The sequence below is a fragment of the Shewanella sp. SR43-4 genome (genome assembly GCF_014163845.1).
GTDB classification, from domain to species: Bacteria; Pseudomonadota; Gammaproteobacteria; order Enterobacterales; family Shewanellaceae; genus Shewanella; species Shewanella vesiculosa.
In genome coordinates this window covers 41,342-57,158 of record NZ_JACJEB010000010.1, presented here as the reverse complement: position 1 = coordinate 57,158, position 15,817 = coordinate 41,342, and the positions used below count along the sequence as shown (strand labels likewise).

Annotated in this window: 16 protein-coding genes; 5 read left to right on the top strand and 11 right to left on the bottom strand. The window is 42.5% G+C overall.

Going from position 1 to position 15,817, the window contains the following annotated elements:
- Positions 1-275: 275 nt before the first annotated feature.
- Together H5123_RS12830 and H5123_RS12825 are read right to left on the bottom strand one after the other, a co-directional pair.
- Complete coding sequence (locus H5123_RS12830; RefSeq protein WP_259395662.1) at positions 276-632, bottom strand: DUF4440 domain-containing protein; 357 nt, start codon at positions 630-632, stop codon at positions 276-278.
- Positions 633-845: 213 nt separating this feature from the next.
- The gene (locus H5123_RS12825) at positions 846-1,085 is read right to left on the bottom strand and encodes a YdcH family protein (protein WP_182698208.1); all 240 of its coding nucleotides are present in this window, start codon (positions 1,083-1,085) and stop codon (positions 846-848) included.
- A gap of 180 nt (positions 1,086-1,265) precedes the next feature.
- On the opposite strand from H5123_RS12825, the gene H5123_RS12820 reads away from it, so the two are divergent.
- On the top strand, positions 1,266-3,131 hold the full coding sequence (locus tag H5123_RS12820; protein WP_182698207.1) for a DUF885 family protein: 1,866 nt from the start codon (positions 1,266-1,268) through the stop codon (positions 3,129-3,131).
- 74 nt (positions 3,132-3,205) lie between these two features.
- On the opposite strand, the gene H5123_RS12815 is transcribed toward H5123_RS12820, so the two are convergent.
- Positions 3,206-4,426, bottom strand: coding sequence for an alpha/beta hydrolase-fold protein (locus H5123_RS12815; RefSeq protein WP_259395661.1), 1,221 nt, complete (start codon positions 4,424-4,426; stop codon positions 3,206-3,208).
- Positions 4,427-4,611: 185 nt separating this feature from the next.
- On the opposite strand from H5123_RS12815, the gene mtnC reads away from it, so the two are divergent.
- A complete protein-coding gene (mtnC, locus tag H5123_RS12810) occupies positions 4,612-5,292 on the top strand; it encodes an acireductone synthase (RefSeq protein WP_182698206.1) in 681 nt (226 codons plus the stop codon).
- Between the two features lie 60 nt (positions 5,293-5,352).
- Here the strand turns inward: mtnC and H5123_RS12805 are convergent, their stop codons facing one another.
- Positions 5,353-6,384: a hypothetical protein gene (locus H5123_RS12805; RefSeq protein WP_182698205.1), complete on the bottom strand. Its 1,032-nt coding sequence runs from the start codon at positions 6,382-6,384 to the stop codon at positions 5,353-5,355.
- Between the two features lie 136 nt (positions 6,385-6,520).
- Between H5123_RS12805 and H5123_RS12800 the strand changes: the two genes are divergently transcribed.
- Positions 6,521-6,943 carry a thioesterase family protein gene (locus H5123_RS12800; protein WP_182698204.1) on the top strand — a complete coding sequence of 141 codons (423 nt, stop codon included), beginning with the start codon at positions 6,521-6,523 and terminating at the stop codon, positions 6,941-6,943.
- Positions 6,944-7,022: 79 nt separating this feature from the next.
- Positions 7,023-7,280 (top strand): GNAT family N-acetyltransferase, encoded by a 258-nt coding sequence (locus H5123_RS12795; protein ID WP_124016665.1) that lies wholly within the window; start codon positions 7,023-7,025, stop codon positions 7,278-7,280.
- A gap of 40 nt (positions 7,281-7,320) precedes the next feature.
- Here H5123_RS12795 and H5123_RS12790 read toward each other — a convergent pair whose 3' ends face one another.
- The 7 genes from H5123_RS12790 to H5123_RS12760 all read right to left on the bottom strand — a co-directional run bounded on the left by H5123_RS12790 (position 7,321) and on the right by H5123_RS12760 (position 14,123).
- Positions 7,321-7,707 carry an acyl-CoA thioesterase gene (locus tag H5123_RS12790; protein ID WP_371698145.1) on the bottom strand — a complete coding sequence of 129 codons (387 nt, stop codon included), beginning with the start codon at positions 7,705-7,707 and terminating at the stop codon, positions 7,321-7,323.
- Between the two features lie 363 nt (positions 7,708-8,070).
- Positions 8,071-8,574, bottom strand: a complete 504-nt coding sequence (locus H5123_RS12785) for a hypothetical protein (protein ID WP_182698202.1) — start codon at positions 8,572-8,574, stop codon at positions 8,071-8,073.
- A 346-nt stretch (positions 8,575-8,920) separates the two neighbouring features.
- The gene (locus H5123_RS12780) at positions 8,921-9,364 is read right to left on the bottom strand and encodes a hypothetical protein (RefSeq protein ID WP_182698201.1); all 444 of its coding nucleotides are present in this window, start codon (positions 9,362-9,364) and stop codon (positions 8,921-8,923) included.
- A 245-nt stretch (positions 9,365-9,609) separates the two neighbouring features.
- Positions 9,610-11,403: a long-chain fatty acid--CoA ligase gene (locus H5123_RS12775; RefSeq protein WP_182698200.1), complete on the bottom strand. Its 1,794-nt coding sequence runs from the start codon at positions 11,401-11,403 to the stop codon at positions 9,610-9,612.
- Between the two features lie 129 nt (positions 11,404-11,532).
- Positions 11,533-12,825 carry an ABC transporter permease gene (locus H5123_RS12770; RefSeq protein ID WP_182698199.1) on the bottom strand — a complete coding sequence of 431 codons (1,293 nt, stop codon included), beginning with the start codon at positions 12,823-12,825 and terminating at the stop codon, positions 11,533-11,535.
- A complete protein-coding gene (locus tag H5123_RS12765; RefSeq protein WP_182698198.1) occupies positions 12,822-13,691 on the bottom strand; it encodes an ABC transporter ATP-binding protein in 870 nt (289 codons plus the stop codon). The genes H5123_RS12770 and H5123_RS12765 overlap by 4 nt, the downstream gene beginning before the upstream one ends.
- 54 nt (positions 13,692-13,745) lie before the next feature.
- Positions 13,746-14,123 carry a GntR family transcriptional regulator gene (locus tag H5123_RS12760; RefSeq protein WP_124016658.1) on the bottom strand — a complete coding sequence of 126 codons (378 nt, stop codon included), beginning with the start codon at positions 14,121-14,123 and terminating at the stop codon, positions 13,746-13,748.
- A 94-nt stretch (positions 14,124-14,217) separates the two neighbouring features.
- Between H5123_RS12760 and H5123_RS12755 the strand changes: the two genes are divergently transcribed.
- On the top strand, positions 14,218-15,816 hold the full coding sequence (locus H5123_RS12755) for an alpha/beta hydrolase (RefSeq protein ID WP_182698197.1): 1,599 nt from the start codon (positions 14,218-14,220) through the stop codon (positions 15,814-15,816).
- Position 15,817: the final 1 nt, after the last annotated feature.

Sequence of the window (15,817 nt, the reverse complement as noted above, 5' to 3'; positions counted from 1 at the left end):
GCGTAGTAAGTTACTGCGCCTAAACGACTTGGTACTGGCTTGGCTTAACTTGAATCGTCACTTCACTGTGACTAATTGCCAGCCGCAGGCTCAGTGCAGATGATTAAGCGAGACGCCGCAAGCACATCCGTGTGGGCTTAGCCAAAACATCCCTGTTTTGGATACTCGCTGACTCATCTGCACCTGCGATTCTAGTTACTTCGATTTAACCTCATGGTTGTCCGAAGGTAAGATCATATTTGAAAGGTTCTAAAACAGTAGCTAACTCAACTTAGCTACTGCACATTGTTACTGAAAACGTCAAAAGGTTCACATGAAGTGCCTTGATGAAATAACATTTGCCAAGTTTGACCACTCAACTTCCAAGTCGAACAAGGTACAAAATAAGACACTGCTAGATCATTTGGCCCTTTAATCGTTGCTTTATAGATTAACTGAGCCAAGCCTTCTACCAGTATTCGAATTTGATAATCTTGTTGAGTAAAAATAGGCAATACTTCATCTAGAATACGACTCAACGCATGTGACTTATCATAAGGCGCACCTGTACTAGGAATTTCTAAAAAAACATCAGCCAATAGTCGTCCAAGCTCTTCCCGAGAAGAACAAACCTCAGGTTTTAAGCAATACAACTCAATTCTATCAATGTCTCTATAAGTGAGTTCAATCGACTACTATGGCGTTTTAACGCCGCTACAACGGTACAGAATGGCAACCTAACATGATAAGAATCGAACAATAACCAGCAATTTTATGCCAAATTTAATTGTCTGGTATGGCAGCAAGAATTGACCATGTCATCACAACCTAAATGGTGACATAGCCAAAAATGCCGAATAAACGAATTAAGCTTGCGTAAACTGCAGGTAAAGCTTGTCTTTGAGCACGGTTCGGTCAAGCTTGGCTTGATGCATAAAGTCATCACTTGTTGGAGAGTTGCGTAACTCCAGCTTACGAATTTCAGTATCTAAATTATGGTACTGCTTTGCATCTTCTGCAAACTCAGTATCAGTGGCGGTTAACATCAAAATCTTGTCTTGATACTCAGGAAAATCAACTAATAACGCATGGCTTTCACCTAACATATCCTTCTCCATTTCATGTCAATGTTCAATAATGTTAGACCATATTTATACCTCATCGTCAAACTGACAGCGTTATTTTTCAATAGGTCGCACATAAAACTGCAACAGCTTAAGCCTCATAACTGTTAGGATATGCTCATATTCGTACTTGAATGCCACTATTAACGTAATGAGTAATCAATGAAAAAAATTATCCCTGCCATTATTATAAGTCTGCTTGCCACCGCTTGCTCTGATCACAGTACAGCTAATAACAACTCAAAAACAGCCAGCGACCAAACAGGTAACTCAGCGACCAAGCTAAGCCTTAAACAACAAGTAGAGTCGATCACGAGAGATTACTTTCTACTTAGACCAGAAATTGCCACTTACTATGGCGTAAGCGATGCCAGTATCAATGCCAAAGTGATGTCTAAACTCACCGACTACAGCCCATCTGGTGAAACTCACCGTCGAAAAGGCCTTAAGGCAATACTGAGTCAACTGAACAGTATTGATGCCTCAAGCCTTAGCGATTCAGAGAAAATAAGCTTGAGCGCGATAAAATCGGAAGTAAAAGGCGCATTGCTGCCGGCTCAAACAGTGAATTATGGTACGGTATTAGGCGAATATGGTGTGTGGTTTTTACCCTACTCCGTCAACCACCTATCGGGTTTACAAATTGAATTTCCGGGTTATATGGAAGACAAATTTGCCGTAACCAATACCGATGAAGCGAACGCCTATTTAAACCGTTTAAGCATGTACCCTGCAGCAATGGGCACGCTTGTCGATAAGCTTAACCATGATGCCGATATAGGCGTCATTCCACCCGATTTTGTTATTGATAACACCTTACGAGGGTTACAGGCACAAATCAGCAGCCCGGCTAACATGCATCCTTTAGTCACCAGTTTTGGCGCTAAACTTAATACTGCAAAGGTTGCGGGTAGTGATGCGTTAATCAGCTCTGCCGCTGAACTGGTTGAAACTAAATACTATGCCGCAACTCGCCAACTAATCAATGCGTTAGAAGCCGTGCGTCCAAAAGCAACCCATGAAGCTGGCATTGGTCGTTTGCCTCAAGGGGCTAAGCTATATCAGACACTTATCCAACATTTAGGTAACTCAACTAAAACCGCCGATGACATTCATCAACTCGGTTTGGCCGAAGTGGCACGGATTACTCTGGAAATGGACGGACTACTTAAAGAGGTGGGTTATGTTGACGGTACTGTAGGTGAGCGCATGCAAGTATTGCTCAACGACCCACAATATCTTTACCCAAATACGCCAGAAGGTAAGCAACAACTAATGGCCGATATTGATGCCGACTTAGCCTTAGTTGATGCCAAATTACCAGACTGGTTTGGCCGTTTACCTGACCAAGATGTGGCCATTGAAGCGGTACCAGATAGTCGTGCAGCTTCAACTAGCGGTGCATTTTATGATGCCCCATCGCAAGATGGTTCACGCAAAGGCACGTTCTGGATCAGCTTGTATGATACAGCATCACTGCCATCTTATTCATTACAAACCTTGACCTACCACGAAACCAATCCAGGTCATCATTTACAAACCATTATTGGCTTGTCTGATGAATTGCCCCTGTTGAGTACCGTATTTTACTCCAATGCGGCTGGTGAAGGCTGGGCCTTGTACGCTGAACGCTTAGCTGCCGAAATGGGTATTTATGCTAATGACCCAATTGATAATATTGGTCGCTTACAATCTGAGCTACATCGTGCAGTACGTTTAGTGGTTGATACGGGCATGCACGCCAAAGGCTGGAGCCGTGAAAAAGCCATTGATTACGCGGTAGCGACTGAAGGTATTCATCAATCTGAAGCGACAGCTGAGATTGAACGCTACACAGTATGGCCGGGGCAAGCACTGGGTTATAAACTAGGTGAGCTAAAAATTATCGAACTTCGCGAAAAAGCCAAACAAGTTTTAGGTGATAAGTTCGATATTAAAGTGTTTCATGATCGTCTTTTAGAAAATGGTGCATTACCGTTGGATTTAATGGAGCAGAAAATCAATCAGTGGCTTGAAACTGCAGCATAAACAATAACGCAATCAAAAATACGGGGCGAAATATCGCCCCTTATTTTACTGTAATAAACTCACCAGAGTTAATTTTACTGCGCTTGATATTCAGCTAATTGCTGAGTGTATTTACTTTGATAAAACGGATGATCAGTATTGGCGAGCGCTTGTTTTTCAAAAGCGATTGCTTGGTCAATGTCACCTGCTGCTGCATAAACACTGGCTAACGAATGATAAGCGGAGTCAGCTTTTGGGTAAGCGTTAATCGTGTCTTGATACACACTAATGGCTTGCTCCGGAGATAAACTATCAGCCAACGCTAGCAGTGAATCAATCGCAGGTACATCAAAGCCATAAACGTCATCTGAAAGGTGCTTGTAATAGGCTAGAATGGCCTTAGTTCCTTGTTGTGACACCTCAGAGTCTGCCGCTAATACGGTATGCACATCATTAAATATCATCTCAATACCCAATGCCGTCGCCAAAATAGGTTGAGTCATATAATAGCTGCCATCAAAGCGCTTTATTTGATAATTCAATTTGCTATTGGCATGGGTCTGAATAATATTTTCAAGCGTCGCAAACGAGTCGAGCTGCCTTTGCTCAAAGTCGCTGTCGCTGGTGCTCACGAATAAAAATCGCGCCTGGTTTTTCATGCTTTGCAGCTTTTTGGGCGCATCGCTCAACACATAAGCAAACTCTTTAGAAAGTACCGGACTGGCAGCAATATACGCATTAAACAGACTAGGACGATTGATGAGGCTATATAGCACTAAACCCGCATTGCCAGTAAAACCATTAAAAATACGAAAGCCATTGGTGCGATAACGTTTATCTATCGCTGGCAATAAGTCTTGCTCAAAAAAATCCAGTAAAGCTTGGTCGCCTCGCTGTTCAATGGCCTGCTTTTTCAACTTACCTAGCCCTTGATGACCATCTGGCGCGGTGACAATGATAGTCTCTAACCACGGCCATCCGCCATTATGGCTCATCCAATCGTGCATTCCCGACAAATACAAATGGCTACGTGGGTGTAAGTCAAATAACACCACATAACGCTTATCGGTTTGCTTGGTATAACCGTTTGGCAAGGTCACCACAAAGTCAGCTGGGTCACTAAATAGAGTGGAACTGACACTCAGGGTTTCAGTGTTAAGTTGCGGCAATACCTCAGTGGCAGACACCGCGCCTATGGAGAAAAAACTCAGTAATAGCGTGTATCTCGTTATACGGTTAATCCAAATGAGCGGCCATTTGAAATAACGTTTTGTCCCTGTTGTAAGCATGGTGCCTTCCTTGTAAAACTCGAGCATAAAGTTATCCCTGAAGCTACCAGACCGCATCACTCAAGGCAATTTAGCGTTATCTAAACTTAGCTCACACCTTGCACTCAAAATCAGCGAATACAGGGGCAAAGTGATGAATAGCACTAGCCTTAATCCCCAATAAAGCATAGGATCATCATTAAGTTAATTATTGTTTTGGAGTAACAAGTCTTATGAGCATTAGAGCTATTATCGTTGATACCGCCGGTACCACTACCGATCTTAACTTTATTCAGGATGTGTTATTTCCTTACTCAAGAAAGGCTATGGCTGATTTTCTTGAGCAAAACCAACATAACGTAGTCGTTGATTATTGTATTAGCGATGTTAAAGATATCGCCCTAGAACCCGATGCGTCACTTGAACGAGTCATCGAGATTTTACAGCAATGGATCGACGAAGATCGCAAACTTACGCCACTGAAAACCCTGCAGGGATTAATCTGGAAACAGGGTTATAACCGCGTTGAGTTTACTGGCCATATTTATCCAGACTTTATCGAGAGCATTGAGCGCATTAAAGAGAAAGGCATTCGTATTTACAGCTTCTCTTCTGGCTCTGTCGAAGCACAAAAACTGTTATTCAGCCACACCGAAGCAGGCGATTTAACCGGTTCGTTCAATGGTCACTTTGATACCCGAACAGGCAATAAGTTAGACAAACAAGCCTACTGCAATATTTGCAATACCATCAGCTTGAAGCCAAAGCAGATCTTATTTGTGTCAGACGTAGCAGAAGAACTTGTTGCTGCAGAAGCGGCGGGGATGACGACTTGCCAAATGCTCCGTTTTGCCGATCAACGTCAAGCTAAGTGTAAAAAAGTAACTAGCTTTAGTGAGCTAACCTTCGATTAAGACTTTAGCAGCACATATAAAAAACGGCCTCTTGGGTCGTTTTTTTATATGTGCTACTTATTAGCTGCTAGGAAATGCCGGTGAGATGCATTTTTTAACTTCAAAATGATAACCATACACAGCATTGATATCTGGCGTTATCTCAAGTATTTCATAATCATTAAGTTCAACTACATGCGACAGTGGCAGCTTTTGGCAGCGCGATTTAGCATTAGCCTCTAACTGAAAAGCAAACAAGGCAATGGCTTTGCGCACACTGGTAAAATACTGGCTGCGTAAATGGTTATATGGCCGCTTCGCAATCTCATCGATCACGTCACGTTCTTGATCATGCACCAATTCATCAGCACTTTTAATCAACGGAGACTCTGCAACCTCTTGCTGCTCACCTTGTTGTTTTACAACTAAAGGGGTGCCATCATCTGCGATTATTTCATCTTCTGTTTTGGCTTCAACTAATTGCACAACTTGTGGATCATCTAAGGCTTTCTCAATCTGCCCACCCAGATCCATCAGCATGGCAAGGTGATACAGCACAACAGCAGCTAAAATCACCCGCACCCAAAAAGTAGTACGATGAAAATGTTGATGACTAATCAAGCGAAAATTGGTTACACCAAAAGGACGGAGTAAAAAAGACACGGCAAACATCAGCGGGAAAATAAGCTGCAGTACTAACAATACTATACAGCTCATCACCACACTCCATGCTGGGATATACAATAATATGGCAAAGTTATGAGTATAATTAAAACTACTAGCAGCCACACCAACAACATCGTTAACCACTGAACTTGAGCTTGCCAAGGCAAAATTAGCTACGATGGCGTAGAACAATAACAACACCGCTTTACCAGCCAAACTGTGCCACATGCGTTCAAATAAATGCCAGAACTCAATCGACATCGCCATGACGCTGATAATCGCCACCCACACAACGGAGTCAGTACAAAACAACAACACTATCGCGACGAGGTAGAGCTTTTGCGGCGCACTCAGTTGAGTTTGCAGCTTAGCAAACCGTGCAGTAAACACTGCCCAACATGACGATATCCATAAACTCGATGTTGTTAGATAAGTCTCTTTTCGCAAGGTGAAATCCTTATAAGTTCACTGGATATACTTACTGTAATAGCCACTGTCCCTTGTTGTTCATCGTCCAGACTGTTAGATTAACAGTTGAATTTAAACAAGCGTTTAATTTATTAATCCACAACAGAGAACCGCCATGAATGACTTTTTAGCTCAACATTCTATCAGCACAGACATTCAAGTAGCATGGGGTGAAATGGATGCTCTACAACACGTTAATAACTCAGTATATTTTAAGTACTTTGAAACCGCGCGTCTCGATTTCTTTAATCAAATTAACCTACTAAGCGATATAAAAATCACTGGAGTAGGTCCAGTATTGAGCGAAACCAATGCTCGCTTTAAGCGCCCACTGACCTTTCCTGACGCTATCATTGTTGGCGTAAAAATAAGTGACATCACTCAAGACCGCTTTGTGATGCATTACACAGTGTTCAGTAAAGCACAGCAAGCTGTTACGACTATCGGCTGGGCAAAAGTGGTGATGTTTAACTTCAAAACGAACCAAAAAGCCAAATTAACCCCAGAATTACTTGCCGCATTGAAGCTGCATGAATAACGATCTTTTGTAACCGCATGCATAACGACATTAATCTTGCTTAAACAATGCAGCAATCAATAACAATAGAGGACAAGCCATGAGCAACCAAGAAGCTGTAACAGTGCAACATCAAGTCGATCGACATCGTTTTGTGGTCGTCACTCAAGGGGCTGAAGCCGTGCTCGAATACCACTTAGATGGTCAAAGTATCGATTTTCAGCGCACCTTTGTCCCACCCGCATTACGCGGCCAAGGTATTGCCGAAAAATTAGTTCGTACTGGGCTGGCGTGGGCTAAAACGGAAAATTTTAACATCAATACCAGCTGCAGCTATGTGGTCAAATTTATACGTTAAGCCCTTATGTTACCTAAAGCTATTATGGCTCATTAACACCTTAAACCGGACCCGTTAACGCTGCCAATTGCTGACGGACACACTCAGCGAGTGGCTCACTTTTTTCAGTTTGGTAATTATAATGCACCATAGTAGTGGTCGCTTCAGCGGTTTTTTTACCTTGCTGCCAACAGCTTTGTAATATATCGAAGCTGCTATTGCCTAAACGGCTAATATGCGTTTTAACCACAACTTCTGCGCCATAATATGTTGGTGCGGTAAAGGCGACGGTAAAACCAGCAATGATCATGTTCCACTTAGTTAAATCTTGGCCTGGATTTACGATTTCAAAAATGGGCTCACGAGCCGCTTCAAACCACACAGGAATAACCGTGTTGTTAATGTGTCCTAATGCGTCGGTTTCACAAAAGCGCGGTTTGAGAGTCATGCTAAATTGAGTGTCTGTCACAAAGAATCCTTTATTATTATTTTGAGTCCATTGACGTTTTGTTCGTTGAACAAATGTCATTAGCCCATTCTAACGACACATCTCACTCGAGGTCATCAAAAAAGTTATTATCACGTAGGTTTTTTATGGGGGGAGTGCGAGGAGAAATCTGAAATAGTATTCATCTGCCATTACAAAAATCTCCCGGCGATAAAGGAATCAAATCACTATGTTTTCGGGTTGCTAAGCGGCAAATTAGCTACGCTTACTTAACCAAAGTTGTAGCTTCACTATCCTTATTATCGTTCGTGAATTTGCCATATTAACTGAGTTATAAGCCACTCTAATAAAATAAAAAACCTTTTAATATTTAGCTTTGTCTGCAGCAACTTCAGCCGCTATTTCAGCACGAACCTCTTTGATATCTTCTAAGGCATCAAATTGATACTGAACAAATACTTGATAGTATTTACTTTGTAACAAGTAAAGTGACATGAGCAAAAAAACAACAGCTAACAGATATGCATAAATAAATGTTGCCTGCTCTGCGATTAAAAACACTGTTGGCAAAAATATAATAAATAAAATACAGAAATACCATTTTAAGACTTTTACAGCGAAGAAAGATCCTCTAACAACTGCATAATTGAAGCCACTGAAAATAATTACTAATGCCGATAGATATAAGAACAGAAGCTCGCTTCCTATATCAACTATACCAAAATAAAAATCTAAAATGAGCAGATTTAACAGTGCGATGGAAAGCATCATGAATAGTGTCGCAGCTAAAAAAGCCGCTATGGACTTCATAGGTGGAAATAATCCGACAATATCGTCATCACTTTTCTGTTCATTTTGTCTATTCATTAATCGACTAGATCTTCACAGTGACCCATTAGCATCACCCTTTTGATTTATAAGATAAACGTGCTGACGATGCTGGTTACTACCGGAAAATACTCGGATGGAATTGATAGTCTGCCTCTGTTGGATAGCTTAGCGGCTCCAATCAATAATCGTGATACACATGATAGCGACAATGACTAAATACTTGAACACAAGTATCGATCAGATAACACAGATTTAAAGATTAGATTAACAGGCGACAATTCTATAAATAGTGCGATATTTTCCACGAAAATTCAGCCATCCAGTGCTTTAAGTATTTATGGGTGACTTAACGGTTTAATTGCTTTTTTGCAGCAATCTCCGCTTACACAGATTTATAATATTCAACGCTATTTAATCGATGTTGAACAAAAATTTGATATTGTTTGCTGTCTAAAATAAATATTGAGCTAATCGCGATAACAGCTGAAACCAATTTAACAAGGAATACTCCAACGGAAAAATCTTCTATTATCACAACAGGAACCAGCAAAACCAAAAGAGAATATTGAGCAACTCTCAGCACTTTAACGGCAAAAAATGAACCTAGAATTACTTGGTAATTCACCAAGCAAAAACTGATCGATAAAACGGCTAGCACACCTAAAATCACTTCTGCTGAAGGGTCAAAATAAAAATTCAATGTAACAGATGCCGCTACTCCAAATGATATAGTCATCAACACAGAAGCAATTAAAAAGGTTATAAATGACAACAAGGGCGGAAATATCCCAACAGAAACATCTTCACTCTGCGAATTGTTGATCATGTACCACTCATCTCTGCAAAAATACCACTAGCCAACACTTTCTGGCTAAATTGATTGTCATAAAACGACTGAGTGCTAGATCTAAAAACAGGCTTTCCATTTACCGTGATAATTTCCATAGTTCCCTCTATGTTGCCTAATTTTAAAATAGAGTATTGTACCTCTACTGAAAATACTGGCAATTATCACTAAGTATTACAAAAAAGGACGCTAGTGCGTCCTTTAGGATTATTATTGATAATTAATTACTGCCCGTACATGGCATTAATTTCACTATGATATTTGCTGTAAATCATTTTACGACGCAGCTTTAATGTTGGCGTAATGAGTCCAGACTCCATTGAAAATGCTTCATGTAATAAAGTGAATTTTTTGATTTTTTCAAACCCAGCTAGCTCATGCTGCAACTCAATTAATCGCTGCTCGAAATGAGCCACCACTTGTGAGTGACGTAATAACTCAATTGGGTTTTCAACATGAATACCTTGGGCTTTAGCCCAAGTATTTAATGCTTCAAATGCTGGCACAATGAGGGCAGATACATAATTACGCGCATCGGCAACAATGGCGACTTGTTCGATAAACGGACAACAAGCCACCTTACCTTCAACTCGCTGCGGTGCTATGTATTTACCGTTCGAGGTTTTCATTAATTCTTTAATACGATCGGTAATATATAAGTTACCTTGCTCATCAATACGCCCTGCATCACCGGTTTTTAACCAACCATCTTCAAAGGCTTCAGCTGTATCTTGTGGGCGATTGTAATAACCGCGCATCACGGTGTCGCCACGCACTAAGATTTCATCGTCTTTGCCTAGCTTAATTTGCATGGCATCGAGTGGCTTGCCGTTCGATCCCGATACGCGATTATCTAAGGTGTTACAAGTTACTGTGGCGCTGGTCTCTGTCATGCCATAACCACACAATACCGGCACATCAATGCTGTGAAAAAAGCTGCCCACATTCACATCGAGAGCTGCACCGCCAACAGGCATAAACTTTAACCTGCCACCCAGCACTTGCTGTAGCTTACTGTAAACCAGCTTGTTAGCCAGCTGCCACTGTGCACTTAACCACAAACTTCCTGCAGCACGGCCTTGGCTAACGTCAAATTGACGTTTGCCTACTCTCATCGCCCAGGCAAACAGAGCTTGCCTTGGTTTAGAGGCTTGGCCGACTTTATCGTGTACTGCGCTGTATATTTTCTCTAAAAATCGCGGCACAACACATAAGGTATGAGGTTTTACCGCAACGAGGGCTTCTTTAATTCGATTCGTGTCGTTTAGATAGACATTATGGCCGCCGCGACACAATACATACATGCTCCAACCGCGTTCAAATACATGGCTCAGAGGTAAAAATGCCAACGACACATCACCCGCTGTAAAAGGTAACTTACTGTCATGTTGATTGATCATTGAGGCAAAATTACGGTAGTCCAGCATCACACCTTTAGGGTTACCTGTGGTGCCAGAGGTATAAATCAGCGTTAATAAGTCATCTAGGTTGCTATTGGAAAGCCTGGTATTGAGTTCTGCGTTAATCAGCGGATTAAATTGCGCCGCTAATACCTGATCGAAGTACACATGATTATCGGCATTCAGGGTCACATTCGCATCAAACACCACAATATGCTCTACGCAGTCTGCTTGAGTAGCAATGGTACATGCCATGTCGTATTGCTGTTGGTTACCGGCAAAAATTAATTTAGCTTGAGCATCATTAACAATAAACACCGCTTGATCGATAGTACTGGTGGGATACACAGGCACGACCACATTGCGCGCTTTTAGGGCGCCAATATCAGCACAAGTCCACTGTGGGCAGTTTTGGGCTAAAATAACCACCTTGTCTTGTACTTGTAAGCCAAATTCAATTAACAACTGTGCGACTGAGTCGGTGATTGTATTGAATGCACTCCAAGAGACAGTGTGCCAAGGGGCCGGCATATCAAAGCCTTCAAGGGCGATATTATGACCTAGTGACTGACCTTGTTGCTGCAGAAGTTGGACTACGTGGTATTGATCTAATGACATATGGCTGTGGCCTTTTTAGCTTACAGGTGTTCCGCTTTTCGCATTCTACATTAAGCGGCCACAAACCATAAGAGCTTTTGCTCTATTTTTGAGCTTAACGTCACGTTCGGACTAAAATTAGACCTGCTGTTAAGCTGCACTAATGCCATTTTTCCATAACTGACTCTTACCCCACACTAGTGCAAGTATACCGATGACCACTAGCGGAATATCAATAAGCAGCCACATCGTCAAGCTGTCGCCGTCCCTTAAGGCGGCAAAGCTCAGTGACACCAGAATGGAGTGTATCAATACAATCAGCATTGCCGCAGTCGCTTGATAGCTGTTACGACAAGCCGAGCCAGCACCGAGCATAATGGCACTGCCCCAAAAGGTACTTAATCCTAAATGAGCCACAAACGGCAGAGTTATTTGTGGCTCAATAAGCCATTTTACTAGCCCTAGCGCACTGATCATCATCACCAAAACCACAATAAAACGATATTGGCTTCGATAAAATGCATCACGCAATCCGTTCAGGCCACTATAACAAGGTAGTAAAAACAAGGTTTCTGCCGCGCGCCAACGTTGAATTCGACTCCAATGAACGATGGAGCAACTGAGCACCGAAAATTGTGCCAATAAAAATAATGTTGGCAAATTAATCTCAAACAACCACGATAACAACATCAATCCAAGAGCGATAATTGGCAAGCACAACATCATTACCGCCAGCACAGGACCAATGAAAAAATTCATCGGGTGGAAAAAACGTTCAAAGCGGGTAATCCAAGTAAAACCTTTTATGCTTGGCAACCACATCCAGCCCATTTGCACGGCGTTGAGGTACACCACACGCGATTCTCTGTTCCAGCGTAAGCGCCGACACAAGTCAATAACATGATAAGACAGTATCGCAACAATAATCAGCATTATCCACGTCGGTATGGTGAGTACTAATCGATCTAATAAGGGTACCGCTATGAATAACAAAAATGATAAATGAAAACTGTTACTGCGCCATAAACAAGCCCACACAAACAGTAAACCGACCACAATGGCGAGGAGTAATTTGGGGATGACATCATAAGCAGAAAAACTAATACAGATTAATAGCTGTATCAATAACATGCCCGCCGCGATGCTCGCTGCTTGTATGAGTACATGCTGTTGATAACCAGGTATTAGACCGGTCAACTCGGTTGCTGATAACCGATTTAGCTGCCACGCGATTGCTGCTGCAGTAGATACAGTAGCCATTGAAAAAACCAGGCTAACAACTTCAGTTTTACCGCTGATAAAGCACAACAGTCCTAACACTAAGCCTAATCCTGCAGTGGCAATAAAACTGACACTGCCTAAGTCATATAACCATAAACGCAGCATGCCACGATAAGGTTTACGCCATAAGCTATTGCCACGGTTAAACTGCTGCAAACTCATCGATGCAGCTCCATAAATAACTGTTCTAAATTAACGGCCTTGGCACTCTGCACTCCCGTGATGACGGCCGAGTCGCCTTGCGTGTCCACCAGCATATTTAGCCCGCTTTGACTCAAAATTTTGTAGCTTGATGGTAAGGTGGTACCGTCATTTATGCTGAGTAATTTAACCTCTTCTCGCAGGGCATCAATCTCTTTAAACAGCACTAGTTGACCTTTTTTAATCAGGGCAACATGACTGGCAACGCGTTCTAAGTCAGAGGTGATATGCGATGAAAATAATACAGCAGAACCCGAATCAAGCGCGAGATCAAATAAGTCGCTCATAAACTTGCGTCTGGCGATAGGGTCAAGGCTGGCGACGGGCTCATCGAGTAATAACAAACTTGGGCGGTACGCCATGGCCATGATCAAGGCCAATGATTGACGCTGCCCAACCGAGAGTTTTTGCACCGCTTGGGTGACATCTAAATCGAACCGCTCTAACCAATCTTGCTCAAGTGTCATATCCCAGCTTGGGTAGAAGCTTCGATGCAATTCTAATGCTTTATCAATGGTAAAACCTTCATAACCAAAAGGCTGCTGTGGTACATAACCAATACGTTCTTTTGCCTGAATAGATAACGCGGCAGGCGTTTCGCCTAAGGTTAAAATATCCCCTTGATCAATATCAATAATACCTAACGCACAGCGCATTAGTGTCGACTTACCGGCACCATTTTGGCCTAATAATCCGACCACCATCCCAGGATAAAGTGTTATCGATAGATCAGATAATACTGTATGTCCTGCTGCCAATTTATCTTTGACAGCAAAAGTTTTGCTCACATGATTAAAACGTAAAATGGGTTGTTGTTCGGATTCCATTGTCGACTTCCTAGATAATATCCTTAACGATAAAATGAATGAACTGTGTTGCTGCTATTCTTTATCCCAATATTGCGCCAGCAAACGCTGTAATTGGTCATAATCGACTCCTAACTGGCGCGCTTGCTCAACTAACTCAGATAATTGCGGTGCCAGTAAACTACTACCAGAAGCACTATTGGCTGACGTTCTTGCTGCCACACGTGATGGCTGGCCACGACGACGTTCAACCCAACCTTGGTCGACAAGTTGCTGCATAGCCCGCGACACTGTCATTGGGTTTACGGCTAAATGCTCAGCAAGTTGACGTACCGAAGGTAGCACATCTTCAGGATGCAATTGTCCGCCAACAATTAAGCGCACGATTTGATCGTGTAACTGTCGATAAATGGGTTCACCACTGCTGGGGTTGACATTTAATAATTCTAACATTAGCCTTTAGGAACTGTATTAATACATTGATACACTCATACACTAGATGCTAAGGTATCATAATCGTCATGAAATGCAAAAAGGAAACGTTCCGATGATCAACAGGAAGTTTGTCAATACAGCCTTAGCAGAGCGAATTAACCGCCCTGGTTTATGCCATTCGCTAACGCTTACGAGCCGCTGGTTTATTGCTGCTATAAGTATTTTACTCGCCAATTATAGCTATGCCGACACACCAGAGGTTAATCTTGCAGCGGCTGCTAAAACCAGTGCTTGTTACTTAGACGGTTTAGACGAGCAGCTTCAATGCGGTAAAATCAGCGTGTTAGAAAATCCTAAGCTCACTGATGGCAAGAGAATCGACATTCATTTTGCTATTTTACCAGCGATTAAAAACACTCATCCTGGTGAAGCCTTACTGGCCATCGCAGGTGGTCCTGGCCAATCAGCGATTGAAAATGCAGCTGGTTTTAATCGTATGTTGTCAAAGGTTCGTCAGCAACGCGACATTTTACTCATCGATCAACGCGGCACGGGCCAATCGAATATTCTATCTTGTGACGATGACACCACTGAATTACTCAGCATGAATGATGACGATATCGATGTGATTGCCATGACCGAAAAATGCCTCGCCGACATTGATGCCGACATCACACAATACGGTAGCAACTCAGCATTAAAAGACTTTGAAGCGGTACGCAAATTTTTAGGCTATCAAAAACTGCATTTATACGGCATTTCTTATGGTACACGCATGGCACAGCTTTATATGCGCCACTATCCAGAAGCACTATTGACAGTGACATTAGATGGCGTGGTGCCCATGCAACAAAGTGTTGTCGCCATTGGTAGCTCAATAGAACGTGGCTTAAATGTATTATGGCGCGACTGTAAAAGTACTCCTGCTTGCCAACAGCAATTTCCTGAATTAGCTGACGAGTTCAATAAAGTCGATATGCTACTCGCGAAAGCCCCCATTAGTCAGCAAGTACGTGATCCGCTTACCGACGAACTCAGTGACTTTTTACTCACACGCGGTAAGTTTAGCGGCGCAATCCGCATGGCGATGTACATGCCAAACATACGCGCACTGATCCCTCATGCGATTCACCAAGCTGCACAAGGTAATTATCAACCCATATTAGGTATTTACACCTTAACTGCTGACAGTACAGGTATTGCTATCGGTATGCATGCCTCTGTGGTGTGCGGCGAAGACATTCATCGCATTACTTCACAAATGCGCAAAGATGCTAAAGACTCCTACATCAGTGGCAACATGCTAGAGGGGCTAGAAAAAACTTGCCAAGCTTGGCCAATGCCATCTGAGAGTGAGAATTTCAGCGAACCAATCCACAGTGACATACCGACCCTACTATTATCTGGCGAGCTAGACCCGGCTACGCCACCTAACTGGGGCGCGCTAGCGCAAGAGAAACTCACCCATTCAAAACATTTTATTGCGCCTTATGCTACCCATGGTGTAGCAGGACAAAGCTGTGGCAATGACCTAGTCGCCCAGTTAGTTGAACAAGGCTCGGTAAAAGACATCAATGGCGAATGTTTGCAAAAAGATGTTCGTCGCAGTTTTTACCTCAACGCGAATACTGTAGAAGCATTGCCAGTTGTCAAAACGCCGACAGACATAGAAACAACAGCGCCAGCGAATACTGCTGCAGATAAGGAATAAT